This window comes from Georgenia sp. Z1491, from assembly GCF_049856175.1.
Taxonomy (GTDB): domain Bacteria; phylum Actinomycetota; class Actinomycetes; order Actinomycetales; family Actinomycetaceae; genus JB111.
The window spans coordinates 231,332-245,967 of the sequence record NZ_JBNDNA010000005.1; the positions used below are offsets into that span (position 1 = coordinate 231,332).

Annotated in this window: 17 protein-coding genes and 2 tRNA genes; 7 read left to right on the top strand and 12 right to left on the bottom strand. The window is 72.9% G+C overall.

Annotated elements, in window-relative coordinates:
* Positions 1-88: 88 nt before the first annotated feature.
* The 3 genes from ACPYO4_RS07495 to ACPYO4_RS07505 all read right to left on the bottom strand — a co-directional run bounded on the left by ACPYO4_RS07495 (position 89) and on the right by ACPYO4_RS07505 (position 1,681).
* Positions 89-1,039 (bottom strand): PRC-barrel domain-containing protein, encoded by a 951-nt coding sequence (locus ACPYO4_RS07495; protein ID WP_425708592.1) that lies wholly within the window; start codon positions 1,037-1,039, stop codon positions 89-91.
* 59 nt (positions 1,040-1,098) lie between these two features.
* Positions 1,099-1,365, bottom strand: coding sequence for a hypothetical protein (locus tag ACPYO4_RS07500; protein ID WP_425708593.1), 267 nt, complete (start codon positions 1,363-1,365; stop codon positions 1,099-1,101).
* Between the two features lie 243 nt (positions 1,366-1,608).
* A tRNA-Lys gene (locus ACPYO4_RS07505) sits at positions 1,609-1,681 on the bottom strand.
* Positions 1,682-1,817: 136 nt separating this feature from the next.
* Here ACPYO4_RS07505 and ACPYO4_RS07510 point away from each other — a divergent pair.
* The 4 genes from ACPYO4_RS07510 (at position 1,818) to ACPYO4_RS07525 (ending at position 4,113) form a co-directional block, all read left to right on the top strand.
* Entirely contained in the window at positions 1,818-2,966 is a 1,149-nt protein-coding gene (locus tag ACPYO4_RS07510) for an MFS transporter (protein ID WP_425708594.1), read from the top strand.
* A gap of 15 nt (positions 2,967-2,981) precedes the next feature.
* On the top strand, positions 2,982-3,452 hold the full coding sequence (locus ACPYO4_RS07515) for a peroxiredoxin (protein ID WP_425708595.1): 471 nt from the start codon (positions 2,982-2,984) through the stop codon (positions 3,450-3,452).
* Positions 3,449-3,955 (top strand): peroxiredoxin, encoded by a 507-nt coding sequence (locus tag ACPYO4_RS07520; protein WP_425708596.1) that lies wholly within the window; start codon positions 3,449-3,451, stop codon positions 3,953-3,955. Before ACPYO4_RS07515 ends, ACPYO4_RS07520 begins: the two co-directional genes overlap by 4 nt.
* 76 nt (positions 3,956-4,031) lie before the next feature.
* Positions 4,032-4,113, top strand: a tRNA-Leu gene (locus ACPYO4_RS07525).
* A gap of 15 nt (positions 4,114-4,128) precedes the next feature.
* Here the strand turns inward: ACPYO4_RS07525 and ACPYO4_RS07530 are convergent.
* Positions 4,129-4,974 (bottom strand): Ltp family lipoprotein, encoded by an 846-nt coding sequence (locus ACPYO4_RS07530; protein ID WP_425708597.1) that lies wholly within the window; start codon positions 4,972-4,974, stop codon positions 4,129-4,131.
* A 212-nt stretch (positions 4,975-5,186) separates the two neighbouring features.
* Between ACPYO4_RS07530 and ACPYO4_RS07535 the strand changes: the two genes are divergently transcribed.
* Both ACPYO4_RS07535 and ACPYO4_RS07540 read left to right on the top strand, forming a co-directional pair.
* On the top strand, positions 5,187-5,723 hold the full coding sequence (locus ACPYO4_RS07535) for a DUF4916 domain-containing protein (RefSeq protein ID WP_425708598.1): 537 nt from the start codon (positions 5,187-5,189) through the stop codon (positions 5,721-5,723).
* A gap of 92 nt (positions 5,724-5,815) precedes the next feature.
* Positions 5,816-6,214, top strand: coding sequence for a DUF3054 domain-containing protein (locus tag ACPYO4_RS07540; RefSeq protein WP_425708599.1), 399 nt, complete (start codon positions 5,816-5,818; stop codon positions 6,212-6,214).
* 18 nt (positions 6,215-6,232) lie between these two features.
* Here the strand turns inward: ACPYO4_RS07540 and ACPYO4_RS07545 are convergent, their stop codons facing one another.
* The 3 genes from ACPYO4_RS07545 to ACPYO4_RS07555 all read right to left on the bottom strand — a co-directional run bounded on the left by ACPYO4_RS07545 (position 6,233) and on the right by ACPYO4_RS07555 (position 7,993).
* The gene (locus ACPYO4_RS07545; protein WP_425708600.1) at positions 6,233-6,946 is read right to left on the bottom strand and encodes a hypothetical protein; all 714 of its coding nucleotides are present in this window, start codon (positions 6,944-6,946) and stop codon (positions 6,233-6,235) included.
* Between the two features lie 62 nt (positions 6,947-7,008).
* Complete coding sequence (locus ACPYO4_RS07550) at positions 7,009-7,305, bottom strand: hypothetical protein (RefSeq protein ID WP_425708601.1); 297 nt, start codon at positions 7,303-7,305, stop codon at positions 7,009-7,011.
* Positions 7,298-7,993 carry a hypothetical protein gene (locus ACPYO4_RS07555; RefSeq protein ID WP_425708602.1) on the bottom strand — a complete coding sequence of 232 codons (696 nt, stop codon included), beginning with the start codon at positions 7,991-7,993 and terminating at the stop codon, positions 7,298-7,300. Before ACPYO4_RS07555 ends, ACPYO4_RS07550 begins: the two co-directional genes overlap by 8 nt.
* Before the next feature lie 256 nt (positions 7,994-8,249).
* On the opposite strand from ACPYO4_RS07555, the gene ACPYO4_RS07560 reads away from it, so the two are divergent.
* The gene (locus ACPYO4_RS07560; protein ID WP_425708603.1) at positions 8,250-8,900 is read left to right on the top strand and encodes a hypothetical protein; all 651 of its coding nucleotides are present in this window, start codon (positions 8,250-8,252) and stop codon (positions 8,898-8,900) included.
* 12 nt (positions 8,901-8,912) lie between these two features.
* On the opposite strand, the gene rdgB is transcribed toward ACPYO4_RS07560, so the two are convergent.
* From rdgB to ACPYO4_RS07585, 5 genes are all read right to left on the bottom strand, one after another.
* Entirely contained in the window at positions 8,913-9,530 is a 618-nt protein-coding gene (rdgB, locus tag ACPYO4_RS07565; protein WP_425708611.1) for an RdgB/HAM1 family non-canonical purine NTP pyrophosphatase, read from the bottom strand.
* A gap of 107 nt (positions 9,531-9,637) precedes the next feature.
* A complete protein-coding gene (rph, locus tag ACPYO4_RS07570; protein ID WP_425708604.1) occupies positions 9,638-10,402 on the bottom strand; it encodes a ribonuclease PH in 765 nt (254 codons plus the stop codon).
* A 157-nt stretch (positions 10,403-10,559) separates the two neighbouring features.
* The gene (locus ACPYO4_RS07575; protein WP_425708612.1) at positions 10,560-13,199 is read right to left on the bottom strand and encodes a phosphoenolpyruvate carboxylase; all 2,640 of its coding nucleotides are present in this window, start codon (positions 13,197-13,199) and stop codon (positions 10,560-10,562) included.
* Positions 13,200-13,564: 365 nt separating this feature from the next.
* A complete protein-coding gene (locus ACPYO4_RS07580; RefSeq protein ID WP_425708605.1) occupies positions 13,565-14,359 on the bottom strand; it encodes an MBL fold metallo-hydrolase in 795 nt (264 codons plus the stop codon).
* On the bottom strand, positions 14,356-14,636 hold a 281-nt coding region (locus tag ACPYO4_RS07585), incomplete at its 5' end, for a glutamate racemase (protein ID WP_425708606.1). The genes ACPYO4_RS07580 and ACPYO4_RS07585, both read right to left, overlap by 4 nt.

The window sequence follows — 14,636 nt, forward strand, 5'->3', positions numbered from 1 at the left end:
GACCGGACACAAGGACGGGGCCCGACGGCGGAACGTGCGTTCCGTCGTCGGGCCCCGTCCGTGTTCAGCGGCGGCCCCCCGCGTGGGGTCAGCGGCTGTGCCGCCCGGCGCCCTCGTCGCCGAGCGGTCCGGGTCCGCCCGTGCCGTCCGCGTCCTCGGGATCACGCTCGATGTGGATGTCCTCGCTGGTGACGGGCGTGCCGTCCTCGGCGAAGGTCTCCGTCACGGTGTACCGACGCAGGCGCACACGTCCGGTCGCCTGACCGGCCGCGTCGGTGCCCGCGGGAGCGCCGTGGTCGGCGTGCGTCGGCCGCGCCCCCGCGGGGACGTCGTGCCCGGTCCGGGGCTCGGCGCCCGCGACGGGCTCGGGTGCCGGACGCTCGGTCACCGCCGGGGCGGCGTGCGTGCCGGGCCCGCCCGCCGGCGGCAGGTCGGGTCCGGGGCCCGCCGAGGGGGCGACCCGCTCGTCCGGGGCCGCTGCGGCGTCGGTCGTGGAGACGTCGGCCTCGAGCGGGCGCCCGTCGGCGGTCGGAACGTCGGGACGCGCGGAGTCCGGCCGGTCGTCGCGGAACGCGCCGCGCTCGTCGGCACCCTGCGCCGGTGCTCCCTGGAAGCCGGCCGCGGGGGGCGCTCCGTGGACACCTCCACCGGCGACCGCCGGGTCGATGTCCGGACGACGCTCCTGGTCGGCGACGCCGGGCTGCTGGTCCCAGCCCGCGTACCGGCCCTGGAGCCCGTAGTGCGCGAACAGCTCGCTCTCCTGCTCGGGGCTGAGGCTCTCGTCCACGTCGAGCCGCGGAGCGTCCTTCACGAGGTCCTTCGTGAAGGGCACGACGATCTCGTCGTGGTCGTAGCTCGCCCCCTCCAGCGGGACGAACGACTCCTTGGTGCCGAACAGACCGGTGTTGACGGTCATCCACGTGGGGTCGTTGCTCGAGTCGTCGAGGAACACCTGCCCCACGGTGCCGATCTTGCCGTCGTTCCCCCGGACGGGCGTCTTCGCGGCGAGGATGCCCCCGACGTCATTGATGCTGATCATGCTTCTCCCTCGTTCGATGGTGTCGTACGGGTGATCTGCTCAGCTGATCGGCGGTCGTGTCAGACGTCCGGCTCGTCGGGACGCAGGGTGCCCCCCTTGTCGCCCTCGACGCCCGAGCCGCCCAGCACGCCACCGTCGTGCGTGCGGCCGGTACCGCCGCCACCGTCCTGTCCGTCGTGCATGAACGCGGACGAGCGGTCCTCGTGCTCGGCCACCGGGTTGTCCGGGCGGTTCACGCCGTGCTGGTACTCGCTGGGCTGCGACTCGCCCACCTCGTCGTGCTCGCCGTCGTGGCGGTCGGCGACATGCTTTCCGTGGTGACTCATGACGTGCCTCCTCAAGGTGTGGACGCGGGCCGCCCGGTGCGGGCGCTCGCACGCTGCGAGGCGCCCCCGGGCCGACGCCACGTCCCCGTGGCACGACGCTACTCGGGGCCCGCCCGCCGCGCACGGGGAGACGACGTTCGTCGTCGACAGGGCCGCGGCGCTGCCCGGTGCCCACCTGCCGCGCACGGGGAGACGACGAGGGCCCCGGACGCGGATGTCCGCGTCCGGGGCCCTCGTTGCCGGTACACCGCCTGGGACTCGAACCCAGAACCCACTGATTAAGAGTCAGTTGCTCTGCCGATTGAGCTAGCGGTGCTCGGTGCTGGGGTCCGTCGTGGGGCGACGGGCACCGGCTGAACCGAGGGATCACACTACCGTGGCGGGACACGGCGGCCCAGTCCGTCGCCCGGTCCGGGGCCGTGAGGTCACGCACAGCGGCCTACCCTGACGCTGTGACCACCCCACCCGCCGCCGCCCCCCGGCGGCTCTGGGTGCTCTACCTGGGCGGCTTCATGGGACCCTTCGGCGGGGGCATGGTGACGACGATGCTGCCCGAGCTCGCCGAGGGGCTCGGCACCACGGTCCACGGCGCCTCGCAGTCGATCACCTGGTACCTCGCACCGTTCGCCGTCCTGCTCCTCGTCTCGGGCACCCTGGCGAGCCGGTGGGACCGCGCCACGGTCGTCCGGGTCGGCTACGCCGTGTACGCGGCCACCTCCCTGGCCTGCGCCCTGGTCCCCAACCTCCCGCTCTTCCTCGGGGCCCGCGCCCTCCAGGGCGGGGCCAACGCCTTCCTCACGCCGGTGCTCATCACGCTCATCGTCGCGGCGAGCGACCGACGGCACGTGGGCCGCGCGCTCGGCGGTCTCGCCGCTGCCCAGGCGGGCGGGCAGGCGCTGTCCCCGCTCGCCGGTGGTCTCGCGGCCGGCTACGACTGGCGGATCGCGTTCCTCGCCACGGCCGTCGCGGCGCTGCTGCTCGCCGTGCTCACGCCGTCCGGGCCGCGGGGCCGGGTCGAGCGCGAGGTCGGGTCCTGGCGGGCGCTGGCCAACCTGCGCCTCGGGTCCACCACCGTCGTGGCGGCCTGCGCGCAGCTCGCCGCGAACTTCGTCGTGCTGTCCGCGGCGCTCATCGCGACCGACCGGTTCGGGATGAGCCCGGGTCAGCGGGGGCTCGTCGTCGTCGCCTTCGGGGTCGCGGGGTTCGCGACGGCGCGGGTCGCCGGCGGATGGGCCGACCGCGTCGGCGTCCTCACCATGGGCGCCGTCGCGTCCGCGGTGCTCGCGGCGGCCACGTTCGCCGTCCAGGTCTCCCCCGCGCTGTGGGTCCTCGTGCTCGCCCTCGCGCTGTGCGGAGCGACCGCCACCTGCGTGCGGATCCTGTCCTCCAGCCTGGCCATCGCCTCGACCCCCAGCAACGAGTCGGGGGCGACGTCCGTCATGCAGGCCGCGCAGTTCGGTGCCGGCGCCGCCGCTCCCCTGCTGCTGCCGCTGTTCGCCGTGTCTCCGGCCCTCACGGGTGCGGTGCTCGCCGCGGTCGTCGTCGGGGGCATCGTCGTCGTGGCCCTTCCTCGGGCACACCGGCGCGGGCCGCCGTCCTGATGTCACGATAGGGACATGGAATCTCTCGCCACCGGTGACCTGGCCCCCGACTTCGACCTGCCCGCGCACGACGGCTCGCGGGTCGTCCTCTCCGAGCTCGTCAGCTCCGGGAAGGGTGCTGTCGTGTACTTCTACCCGAAGGCCGCCACCCCCGGCTGCACCACGGAGGCCTGCGACTTCCGGGACAACGAGGCGGCGCTGGCGGCCGCCGGCTACTCGCTCGTCGGCATCTCGGCGGACCCGGTCGCGGACCTCGAGGCGTTCGCCGCGGACAACCACGTGTCGTTCCCGTTCGCGTCCGACGAGGACCACGCCGTCGGCGACGCCTACGGGACGTGGGGCACGCACGAGACGCCGTTCGGCACGCAGACGGGCAACAAGCGCTCGACGTTCGTCGTCGACCCCGAGAGGCGACTGACCTACGTCGAGTACGGCGTCGACCCGAACGGTCACGTCGCGCGCCTGCGCGAGGTGCTCGGGGCGTGACGGCTCCCACGGGGGCGCGGCTCGCCATCGGCGACACCGCGCCCGGCTTCAGCCTGCCGGCACACGACGGGGGCGACCGCAGCCTCGCGGAGCTGCTGGGCGTGGGCAGCGCCGGCCTCGTCGTCTACTTCTACCCGCAGGCGCTGACCCCCGCGTGCCGGCAGCAGGCGTGCGACGCCCGTGACCGGTACGACGTGTTCACCGACGCGGGCTACGGCCTCGTCGGCATCTCGCCCGACCCGGTCGAGCGGCTGGCCCGGGCCGTGGAGGACGACGGGCTACCGTTCCCGCTGCTGTCCGACGAGGACCACGCGGTCTCGGAGCAGTGGGGCGCCTGGGGCGAGAAGAAGAACTACGGGCGCACCTACTCGGGCCTCATCCGTTCGACGGTCGTGCTCGACCCGGCCGGGGTCGTCAGCTGGGTGCGCTACAACGTCCGGGCCAAGGGGCACATGGCGCTCCTCGCCCGCGAGCTCGGGCTCACGGATCCGGCGACGCCGTAGCGGCGGTTCGGCGTCGACGTGCGGTTCGGCGTCGTGCGACGACGTAGGCTCTTCCTCCGCGGGCGCGAGCCCGCGAGCGCGAGTGGCGTAACTGGCAGCCGCGCCAGGTTTAGGTCCTGGTGCCTTCGGGCGTGCGGGTTCGAGTCCCGCCTCGCGCACCGTTCCCCTAGCGGTCAGTATCCGACTGCCGCCGCTCCGTACTCGACCTGCGACTGGCTGAACCCCTCGAAGAGGAGCTGATCGATCAGACCCTGGCGGGAGAAGGACATGAAGTCGAGGTAGTTCTCGGCGCTCAACGCCGCCTGCTCGTTCCAGTCCACCGAGAGGCTGTCCACGGCGTAGGTCGCGTCCTCGGTCGAGTAGCCCTCGTACTCCAGCTGGTCGATCAGGCCCTGCCGGGAGAACGACATGAAGCTGAGGTAGTTCTCCGCGGACCCGACGGCGTTCTCCTGCGCGATCGACCGTCCCGAGGTGTCGGCCTCCCCGGCGGCGGGTGGCTGCGGCGCCTCGACCTGCGCGCCCGCACCGTCGTCCTCGTCGGTCGCCACCGATGTCGTGTCGTCGGCGCTGTCGGAGCCCGTGTCCGCCACGGCGACGGCCGCGTTCAGCTCGTCCACCTCCGACTGAAGGGCGTCGACCTCGCCCTGGGTGTCGGCCAAGGCGTCACGGGCATCCTCCGCCTCGCCCTCCGCCTCGGCCAAGGCGTCACGGGCATCCTCCGCCTCGCCTTCCGCCTCGGCCAAGGCGTCACGGGCATCCTGCGCGTCACCCTCGGCCTCGGCCAGCGCGTCTCGGGCGTCCCTCGCCTCGGCCTCGGCCTCCTCGCGCGCCTCGACCAGCGCGGGGTCGCTCGCCTGCGACGTCCCGATGCCCACGCCGAGCAGGAGACCTGCGACGGCGGCCGCCGTCAACGGCACCCATCGCCTCTTCTTCTTCGTCGGTGCGGCGGCGGGCGGTGCGTCGGGCGTCGGTGCCTGGGTCTGATCCATGTGCGGACCGGGGTACACGGGCTGGTTCATCGGGCTGTCCTTCACGGGGGGCTGTGCAGCAGGACGGTGTGTACAACAGGGTGCTGTGCATACCGCAGGGGGGTAGGCAGATAGTAACCATGTTCTTCCGACTGCGACGCGGTTGCGGCTCACGATCTTCACCTCGCTCGCACCCGGGTGCCCGGCGCCGGCGTCCGCGTGGCAGGTCGCGCCGGAGGCCGCCGCCGGGGTAGAAACGACGGGTGAGCGACATCGCGTCCGACGACATGGGTCCCTGGCTGTCCGAGGAGGACCTCGAGCTCGTGCGCCGCAAGGTGCCGATGCTCTACGTCGACGTCGTCCCCGTGCGGGTCGGCGAGAACGGCACCCTCGAGGCGGTCGGCCTCCTGCTGCGTGCCCGCCCCGAGGGGACGATCACCCGCGAGCTCGTCTCCGGCCGCGTCCTGTTCCAGGAGACCGTGCGTCAGGCCCTCGTGCGACACCTCGACAAGGACCTCGGCCCGCTCGCCCTGCCACAGCTGCCGGTCTCGCCCGTGCCGTACGCGATCGGTCAGTACTTCCCCACCCCCGGCGAGCACTACCTGGACCCGCGCCAGCACGCGGTGTCGCTCGCCTACGTCGTGCCCGTCGCGGGCGACTGCAGCCCGTCCAACGACACCCTCGAGCTCAGCTGGTTCACGCCGCGCGAGGTGCTCACACCGGAGATCACCGGCGACATGTCCGAGGGGCACGCCGACCTCGTACGGCGCGCGCTCGCGCACCTCGGTCGCCTGCCGTGACGAGAGGTGGGGAGCGGGTCGGGGGCCGTCCCGCTCGTCACGACGACGTCGGTCGTACGGGGACCGGAGCCTCGCCCACCCGACCCGACGGCGTGACACCGGTCGCGCGGCGTCGTGGCGTCGTGTGGTGGGCGCTCCTCCTCGACGTGGCAGTGGTCGCGGCCTTCACACTCGGCGGTGCGGACGCCCACGAGCGGGGCGCCGGGGACCTGGCTCGCATTGCGTGGCCGTTCCTCGCCGCGCTCGCGATCACGTGGGTGGCGGGTCGGCTGTGGCGTGCCCCGACCCCGCTGTGGCCCACCGGGATGGTCGTCTGGGTCGGCACCCTCGGGATCGGCATGGCACTGCGCGCACTCACCGGCGGCGGCACCGCGTGGACGTTCGTGCTCGTGGCTGCCGGCCTGTTCGCCGCCGGGTTCCTCGGCTGGCGGCTCGTGGTGCTGGTCGTCCGGCGTGCGACTCGACCCGGTTCCGACCGCTCCCGACCGTGAGGAAGCAGCTGCCGCTCGTCAGTCCTGCGCCTTCAGCGCGTAGGGCCACTCACCCGAACGGAGGGACGGGGTCGAGGAGATGGTGGCGAGCAGCTCGTCGAACGGCGTCGTGTCCTTCAGCTGGTTGGCCAGCTCGATGAGCTTGGCGATCGTGAAGCCCATCATGACGAGTGAGCCGACGAGCCCGACGATGCCGAGGACGCCCGAGACCCCGAATGTGACGGGGGTGGCGAGGATCGCGACGATCGACGCGAGCAGCAGGACGATCTCCCCGACCCACAGCAGGCCCGAGTTACGGAATTCGTCGATGGCTTCACCGTAGATCTCCAGCTCACGTGCGATGTCGCGGGCGTGCTGCTCGATGAACGTCATCGCGTCGCTCTGCGGCGTGCGGGCGTTGGCGTAGGCGGTGGCACCGTCCGCCGACCAGTGCTGCGGTCCGACCTCGGTGGTCTGGAAGTCCGTGATGGTCTCGAGCACGGACTCCGCCCACGCGATCCAGTCATCCTTCGCCTGCTGCACCGCGGCGTCGTCCCGGACGTTCAGCTCGACGCGATCGGCGTCGCCGGACGCGTTCGCGCAGCCGTCCGCAAGATCGTTCGCGGGGCCACTGACCGCACTGCTGACCACCGGCGGGACCTGGTTCGGAAAGTTGCGCAGGCCGCCCTCGGCATCACGCAGCTCGCCCGAGACTCGGCGTAGCTCGGACCTCAGGAACTCGGCGCTCGACATATCGTCCTCTTCTCGGTTCGTCGTCAGTGTGTCGTCCTGGTGATCCACACCCACCGCGGAGGTCAGGTGCGAGTATCGAACTCGTACTCGGACTCCTCGTCCGTCTCCTCGTAGTGGTCACACGCGGCCTTCAGCGCGCCCGCCATCAGATCCATCTCGTCGCTCCCGCCACCGGCGACCGCGGCCATCGTCGTCCGGATGGAGTCATAGACGCCGCCGACCCCGCCGCTCCAGGAGCCGCTGTCGACCGTGAACGACTCCGCCCGGCCCTTGAGCCTCGTGTACTCGTCGGCGAGCGTCGTGTCCCAGGTTCTCGCCACCGAGCGCACGACGCTGTAGGTGATCTCGATGTCAGCCATCGGTCTGTCTCCGTCCTTCGTCGTTCTCCGTCAGCGGGATGCTCCGCACCAGGTCGAGCCCACGGTCGATCGATGCCTGCTGACGTTCGGCCAGGCCCGGGAACTCGAGGTCGAGCTGGGCGAGACGATCGTCGTGTCGTCGAGCCAGCTCCTCGAGCAACGCGAAGAGCTGTGCAGCCTGGGACTGCACGTCGTAGCGCGTCGACCAGCCGCGCGCGACCGTGAGTCCGGTCGGCCGCCCGGACACGCCCTGCAGGGTGAGTAGTCCGTCCGGAGACGTCACCTCGTCGGGCTCGCCGTGGATCTCTCGGAGCCGTTCGGCATGGGCGGCGCGTACCCCGGGATCGAGCAGGTCATCGTTGCCTGACGCGCTCGACGGACGCCACGCGGCATCGGCCGCATCAGCTCCGACGTGCTCTCGAAGCTGTTCCGGCGTCATGGTGGTCAGTGTCCGCAACCTGGCGAGCAACCCCCCGAGGTCCACCTGCTCCATCTGGCTGGTGTCACGTGCAGCGACGGCGGCGCGGTGCGCCTCCACCAGGTGGAGACCGAGGTCCTTCTCGGCGACGACCTCCGGCCAGTCGGCGGCGAGCTCGATGCCGACCGTGCGAGCGTCGTCATCGACGACGAGCAGCACTGCGTCCTGCGAATCTCCGCCCTCGAAGTGCCCGCTGTTCGTGGTGTTCATGCTGTGGTGCCGGTCCTCGCCGTCGGGTGTCTCGTCATGGACGTCGATCTTTACCGAGATCGAGCACGAGTCGTGACCCCGTTGACGGGGAGTCCTCCCCCCCCCCTCGCGATCCTGGACGCAACCGCAGAGCCCCCGCCAGCGCGGCCGGGGAGCAGGTAGCGTCGACGGAACCGATCGGGCCGGTGCTCGGCACACATCTCGTGCGGGGCGCACGCCCCGATCCAGCTGCCCGCAGAGCCGTGAAGGAGACTGGATGGATGAGGACTTCGTGACCGCCGAGCGGTTCGTCGCCGTCGCCGGTTCCCGACACGCGGCCGAGACGGTCACACGCACGCCCCTTCGGATAGCAGGCCTGCTCGTCGCGACCGCCCTGGTCTACTGGCCCCTCTTCGCGCTCGCGGGGATCCCGTGGTCGCTGCTCGTCGCACTGGGTGCCGCCGCCGTGTCGACCGCGCTCATCGCCTGGCTGGGCCGGCGGGCAGCCCGCGACTCCGCGGCCGGCCTGTCGCTCACCCTGTCCCCCGACGGCGTCGAGTACGTCGGTGACTCGTCCGTCCGGCGGATGGCGTGGGACGACGTCCGCGCGGCCGAGGTGATCCCGACGATCACCCCGCTCGGAGGCGGCGCTCCGACGGAGGGGTTCAGCGCCTTCCGCCGCGAGGGCCTAGGACTGGTCGGTCGCGGCACCACGGAGGTCACGGGCGGTCCGCTGGCGGAGCGCACCTACGCCCAGGACCCTGCGCGCTACGGCACCGACCCGGACACCGGTGAGTCGAGAACGGCGATCCCGCTGTCCCAGTTCGACGAGCGATGGGAGCGCCACCGGATCGGCGAGTGGGTGGCGCACCACCGGCCCGACGTCGCGCGGCAGGCCGCCGCACGCGCGGGCCGCACCGGGGGCTGATCGGACCGGGAGTCAGCGCGCGTCGAGCACGCGCACAACATCGGGGGCGAGGGCACGGAACGCCGCACCCCGGTGGCTGATCGCGTGCTTCTCGGCGGGCGCGAGCTCGGCCGCGGACCGCGTCTCGCCGTCGGGCAGGAACAGCGGGTCGTAGCCGAAGCCGCCGCTCCCCCGCGCCTCGCGCAGCAGGCGCCCCGGCATCTCGCCGCGCCGCGTGACCTCGACCGGTGTCGCGCCGGGAGCACCGGGCACCACGAGCGCGGCCGCGCACACGAACCGCGCCGCGCGATGCTCGTCGGACACGTCGGCGAGCTGGGCGAGCAGCAGCGCGTTGTTCGCGGCGTCCTCCCCGTGCCGGCCGGACCAGCGCGCGGAGAACACGCCGGGCGCGCCGCCGAGCACGTCGACGGCGAGACCGGAGTCGTCGGCCACGGCCGGCAGGCCGGAGGCCGCGGCGATCGCCCGGGCCTTGAGCAGGGCATTGTCCTCGAACGTCACGCCGTCCTCCACCGGAGGTTCGATGCCGAGCTCCCCTGCCGTGACGATCTCCTCCGGCACCAGACCGGGGACGAGCGGGGTGAGGATCTCCCGCAGCTCGGCGAGCTTGCCGAGGTTGTGGGTGGCCAGCACGAGCCGGGGCCTGCGCGGCTCGCCCTGGGTGGGCTCCGGCGTCGGGACGTGCGCGACGGGCCCCGGCCCACCCGCCGCGGATCCCGGCGTCGGGACCCCGGGTCCCGTCACGCGTCGGAGCCCGTCGCGAGGGCGTCGCACTGGAGCTCGGTGAGGCGCGCGGTGCCGGCGAGCGCGAGGTCGAGCAGGGAGTCGAGCTCGGCGCGGTCGAACGCCTCGCCCTCGGCCGTGCCCTGGACCTCGATGAACGTGCCGGAGCCCGTGGTGACGACGTTCATGTCGGTGTCCGCCGCGACGTCCTCGACGTAGGGCAGGTCGAGGACCGGGCGTCCGTCGACGACGCCGACCGAGACGGCTGCGACGGAGTCCTTGAGCACGCCGGCGCCCTTGCGGACGTGCCCCTCGCGCTGGCCCCAGGCGATGGCGTCCGCGAGCGCCACGTACGCGCCGGTGATCGCGGCGGTGCGGGTCCCACCGTCGGCCTGGAGGACGTCGCAGTCCAGGACGATCGAGTTCTCCCCGAGCGCGGACATGTCCACCACCGCGCGCAGCGAGCGGCCGATGAGCCGGCTGATCTCGTGCGTGCGCCCGCCGATCTTTCCGCGCACGGACTCGCGCTGGGAGCGGTCGTTCGTGGCGCGCGGAAGCATCGCGTACTCCGCGGTCACCCAGCCCTCGCCGGAGTCCTTGCGCCAGCGCGGCACACCCGCCGTGAACGAGGCCACGCACAGCACCCGGGTGTCGCCGAACTCGACGAGGACCGACCCCTCGCCCGCCTTCTGCCAGCCCCGGGTGATCCGGACGTCGCGGAGCTGGTCGGGTGCGCGGCCGTCGGGTCGGGGCGTGGCGGTGCTGCTCGAGTCGTTGGTCATGGCGTCGAGGCTACCGGCGGGCACTCCGGCCCGGGCCGGACGACCACCGAACGCGAGGACGACTCCAGGGTCGACGACGAACCGCCCGCCCGGCACGTTCCCCACCGCACGCTCGACGACCCCCCACCGCACGCTCGACGACGTCGCGGCGCCGCGGTCACCCCGTGTTCTGCAGCCCAGCCGCCGCGCCCTTGAGCGTGATGAGGAGCAGCTCGTGAACCTCCGGGGCGACGTCGTCCGCCACCTCGTCCGTCCCCTCGCTGCCGGATCCGCTCCCCCGCAGGACCCGCAGCGCCCGCAGCTGGAGCAGCGAGAGCGCGTCGATGTACGGGTTGCGCAGGGCGACCGCGCGGCCCAGCACGCGGTGTGAGTCGAGCAGCTGATCCTGGCCCGTGACCTGCAGGACCCACCGGCGCGTGAGCTCGAGCTCCTCGAGGACCATCTCGCCGAGGTCGTCCCGGTCACCGAGCGCGAGGTAGCGGGCGGCGATGAGGTCGTCGGCCTTGGCCAGGGACATCTCGATGTTGTCGACCATCGTGGCGAACAGCGGCCACTGCGCGTAGGCCGAGCGCAGCAGCTCGACGTCGCCGACCTCGGCGAGCGCCGTGCCCAGCCCGAACCAGCCGGTGAGGTTCGTGCGGGCCTGCGACCAGGCGAAGTTCCACGGGATCGCCCGCAGGTCGTCGAGGGACTCGACCGACAGCCCGCGCTTGGCGGGTCGCGAGCCGATGGCCAGGTGCCCGACCTCCTCCTGCGGCGTGACCTGCGCGAACCAGGCGGGGAAGCCCTCGGCACCTACGAGCGCGTCGAACCGCTCGCGGGAGGTGACGGTGAGGCGCTCGGCCAGCTCGGCGTACCGCTCGGCCGCCTCGGCGTTGCGCTGCTCGACGCTCGGGGCGGACGCCATGAGCGTGGCGGCCGCGACCGACTCGATGTGCCGGATGCCGATGGCCCGGTTGAAGTACCGCGCGGAGATGACCTCGCCCTGCTCGGTGACCTTGAACCGCAGGTCCACGCTGTGGGGAGGCTGCGCGAGCACGGCACGGTGGGCGGGGCCGCCGCCGCGGCCCAGGGCGCCGCCCCGGCCGTGGAACTGGGTGAGCGAGATGTCGTGCTCCTTGGCCCAGTCGGCGATCTGCCGCTGGGCGTCGTAGAGCGCGATCGTCGCGGCCACCGGGCCGACGTCCTTGGCGGAGTCCGAGTAGCCGAGCGTGACCTCGATCTTCCGGCCGTTCGCGGCCAGCCGCTCCTGCACGTCCGGGATGTCGAGCATCTCGGTGAGGATCCGCGGCGCGTTGCGCAGGTCCTCGAACGTCTCGAACAGGGGCACGACGTCGATGACCGGGGCGTGGCGACCGTCGCCGGCAGCGATCCGCGCGAGCCGGTAGACGTTGGCGATGTCCTCGCTCGACTGCGTGAAGGAGACGAGGTAGCGACCGGCCGCCCCCTGCCCGAGCCGCCGCTGGACGAGCGCGACGGCGCGCATGGTGTCGAGCACCTCCTCGACGGGCACGGCCGGCGGGTGCTCCTCGGGGTCCACCTCACCGTCGAGGATCGCGAGCGCCTGGCGGTGGACCTTCGAGTGCTGCCGCATCTCCAGCTCTGCGCCGTGGAAGCCGAACGTGACGAGCTGCCGCTCGAGGTCGGCGAGGTCGCCGTTCGCGGCCCGGCGCGCACCCGCCGCCAGGAGCGACGAGCGGACGGTGCGGATGTCCTCCAGCGCCTCCTCCGGGTCGGCGTAGGCGAGGTCGGCGTCACGTTCACGGGTGGCGTCCAGGCGGGAGGCGACGAACAGCAGGACCCGGCGGTGGGTCTCCCCCGGCGACATCGCGGCGGCCCGCTCCGCGACCTTCGGGCTGAGCTGACGCTGCAGCTGCCACAGGCGCGAGACGGCGTCGTCGGGGGCGACCAGCGTGTCCGCGACGGTCAGGTGCATGGCGACGTCGCGCGTGCGCTCACCGATCGTGGCGAGCGCGTGCTCGGACATGATCTGCGCGGCCTCGATCGTCAGCGGAGAGACGACGTTGGGGTTGCCGTCGCGGTCGCCGCCGATCCAGCTGCCGAGGCGGACGAACGCCGGGGCGATCGGATCGGCGATGCCGGCACCCTCGGGGTCCAGCGCGTCGTCGAGGCGCCGGTACACGGCGGGCACGATGTGCACCAGCGAGCTGTCGAAGGTCTGCATGAGGGTGCGGACCTCGTCGAGCGGGCCGGGGCTGTACGGCCGCAGCTCCGCGGTGCGCCACAGCGTGTCGACCGACGCGAGCAGGTCGCGGTCGATCTCGGCGAGGGCGAACGGGCCGAGCCGGTCGTCGTCACGAGCGTCGATGAGTCTGCCGATCGTGCCGATCGCGCGGGTCACGGCACGACGCCGGGCCTCGGTCGGATGCGCGGTGAACACGGGGTGGAAGCGCAGATCGCCGAGGCGGCGGCGCGCCTCGTCCTCACCGACCTCCTCGGCGAGCGCCCTCACGGCGCCCGGCAGGGAGCTCGGGGACTCGAAGCCGCGGGCACCGCCGCCCTCGGTCTCGCGGAGCACGCGCACGCGCTGCTGCTCCTCGGCGAGGTTGGCGAGGTGGAAGTAGCAGGAGAAGGCGCGCGCCACCTCGATCGCCCGCTCGGGCGTGAAGCCGGCGACAACCTCCTCGGCGCGGGCGATGTCCGTCGCGCTGCTGGCCCGGCGGGCGTCGATGACGAGCTGCCGCAGCGTCTCGACGTCGTCGTAGAGCCCGTCCGAGCCGGACTCCTTGAGGACCTGGCCGAGCATGTTGCCCAGCAGCCGGACGTCGGCCCGCATGGCGTCGGGAACTCCCGAGGCGGAACCCGCGCCGGTCGTCGTCGTGGCCGTGGGTGGCGCGGAGGGCGGGGCCTGCGGCGGTGCCGCCTCCTGCGCGGCGGGATCGAGCGGGTCGGACGCGCGGTCTCCTGGTGCGATCACGCGTGCAGGCTAACGGTGCGCCGCAGGCGTCCGCAGGCACGACCACCGGGTGGCCACCGCGGTCGGGGCACGGCGGTAGGGCCACCGAGGACGGGGCGTGGCGGGAGGTCACCTCCGTAGCCGCAGCTCCGTGGCGACCCGGAGGACCTCCCGGGGCTCATCCTCCTCCGGCGGTCGGAGACCTGCAACACAGAAAGGGGTGCGTGCCGGCTCCCGGACTCCCGTCAGAGCACCCAGGTGGCGCCCGGGGCCGCGAGATCGACGGGCCCTTCGTAGACGCCGCGGGCCTCCTCCACCACGGTCGCCTTGTCGGTCCACGGCTGGACGTGCGTGAGGACGAGCCGGCCCACCCCACCCGTCACGGCAAGCTCGCCGGCCCTGCGACCGGTCAGATGGATCCCGCGCGCCTCGTCCCGACCCTCCTGGAAGGCCGCCTCGGCCAGCAGGAGGTCCAGGCCCCGGGCCATCTCGTCCTGACCGGGGCACGAGTCGGTGTCCCCCGTGTAACCGAGCGTCACGCTGCCCGAGCCGTCCTCCGCGGGTCCCGTCACCCGGATGCCGAACGCCGGCACGGGGTGCCGCGCGTCGAACACCTCGACCGTCATCGGTCCGATCCGCACGGGCGTACCGGTGGCAAGGGCGTGGAAGGTCAGGACGTCGGAGTAGTCCTCGTCGGGCCCGTCGCCGCCGACGTCACGGGTGCGCCCGAGGGTGCCCTCCGGCCCGTGGACCGCCAGCGCGGGAAGCGGACCGTCCGGGTGCCAGCGGCGGTAGACCTGCATGCCGATGAGGTCGACCATGTGGTCGGCGTGCAGGTGGGAGAGCACGAGGGCGTCGAGGTCGGCCGGGTCCACGTGGTTGAGCATGGCGCCCATCGCCCCGGGCCCCAGGTCGAGGACGATCGAGTGCACCCGCTCCGTGCCGTCCGGACCGGGGCCGCTCGCCTGGACGAGGTAGGCCGACGCCGCGGAGTCGGGTCCGGACATCGATCCGGCGCAGCCGATGACGGTGAGCCTCACAGCGCGACCGCCCCTCGGCTGGTGGGTTCGACGCTGCTGACCTCGGGACCGAGGAAGCGGCGCGCGAGCCGCTCGAACTCCTCGGGGTCCCCGGTGGACAGGAACCTGTGCTGCGGCGGCCCGGCGGCAGGGCTGCGCTCGATGTCGTGGGCGACAAGCGTGCGGTAGACGTCCTTCGCGGTCTCCTCCGCGGAGGAGACGAGGGTGACGTCGGGTCCCATGACGTAGGAGATCGCCCCCGTCAGCAGCGGGTAGTGGGTGCAGCCCAGCACGAGGG

Bases quoted from the DNA above. Each gene is read 5' to 3' on its own strand.
- ACPYO4_RS07495 (WP_425708592.1), bottom strand. From the start codon at position 1,039: ATGATCAGCATCAATGACGTCGGGGGCATCCTCGCCGCGAAGACGCCC.
- ACPYO4_RS07500 (WP_425708593.1), bottom strand. From the start codon at position 1,365: ATGAGTCACCACGGAAAGCATGTCGCCGACCGCCACGACGGCGAGCAC.
- ACPYO4_RS07515 (WP_425708595.1), top strand. From the start codon at position 2,982: ATGGAATCTCTCGCCACCGGTGACCTGGCCCCCGACTTCGACCTGCCC.
- ACPYO4_RS07530 (WP_425708597.1), bottom strand. From the start codon at position 4,974: ATGAACCAGCCCGTGTACCCCGGTCCGCACATGGATCAGACCCAGGCA.
- ACPYO4_RS07545 (WP_425708600.1), bottom strand. From the start codon at position 6,946: ATGTCGAGCGCCGAGTTCCTGAGGTCCGAGCTACGCCGAGTCTCGGGC.
- ACPYO4_RS07550 (WP_425708601.1), bottom strand. From the start codon at position 7,305: ATGGCTGACATCGAGATCACCTACAGCGTCGTGCGCTCGGTGGCGAGA.
- ACPYO4_RS07555 (WP_425708602.1), bottom strand. From the start codon at position 7,993: ATGAACACCACGAACAGCGGGCACTTCGAGGGCGGAGATTCGCAGGAC.
- ACPYO4_RS07560 (WP_425708603.1), top strand. From the start codon at position 8,250: ATGGATGAGGACTTCGTGACCGCCGAGCGGTTCGTCGCCGTCGCCGGT.
- rph (WP_425708604.1), bottom strand. From the start codon at position 10,402: ATGACCAACGACTCGAGCAGCACCGCCACGCCCCGACCCGACGGCCGC.
- ACPYO4_RS07575 (WP_425708612.1), bottom strand. From the start codon at position 13,199: ATGCGGGCCGACGTCCGGCTGCTGGGCAACATGCTCGGCCAGGTCCTC.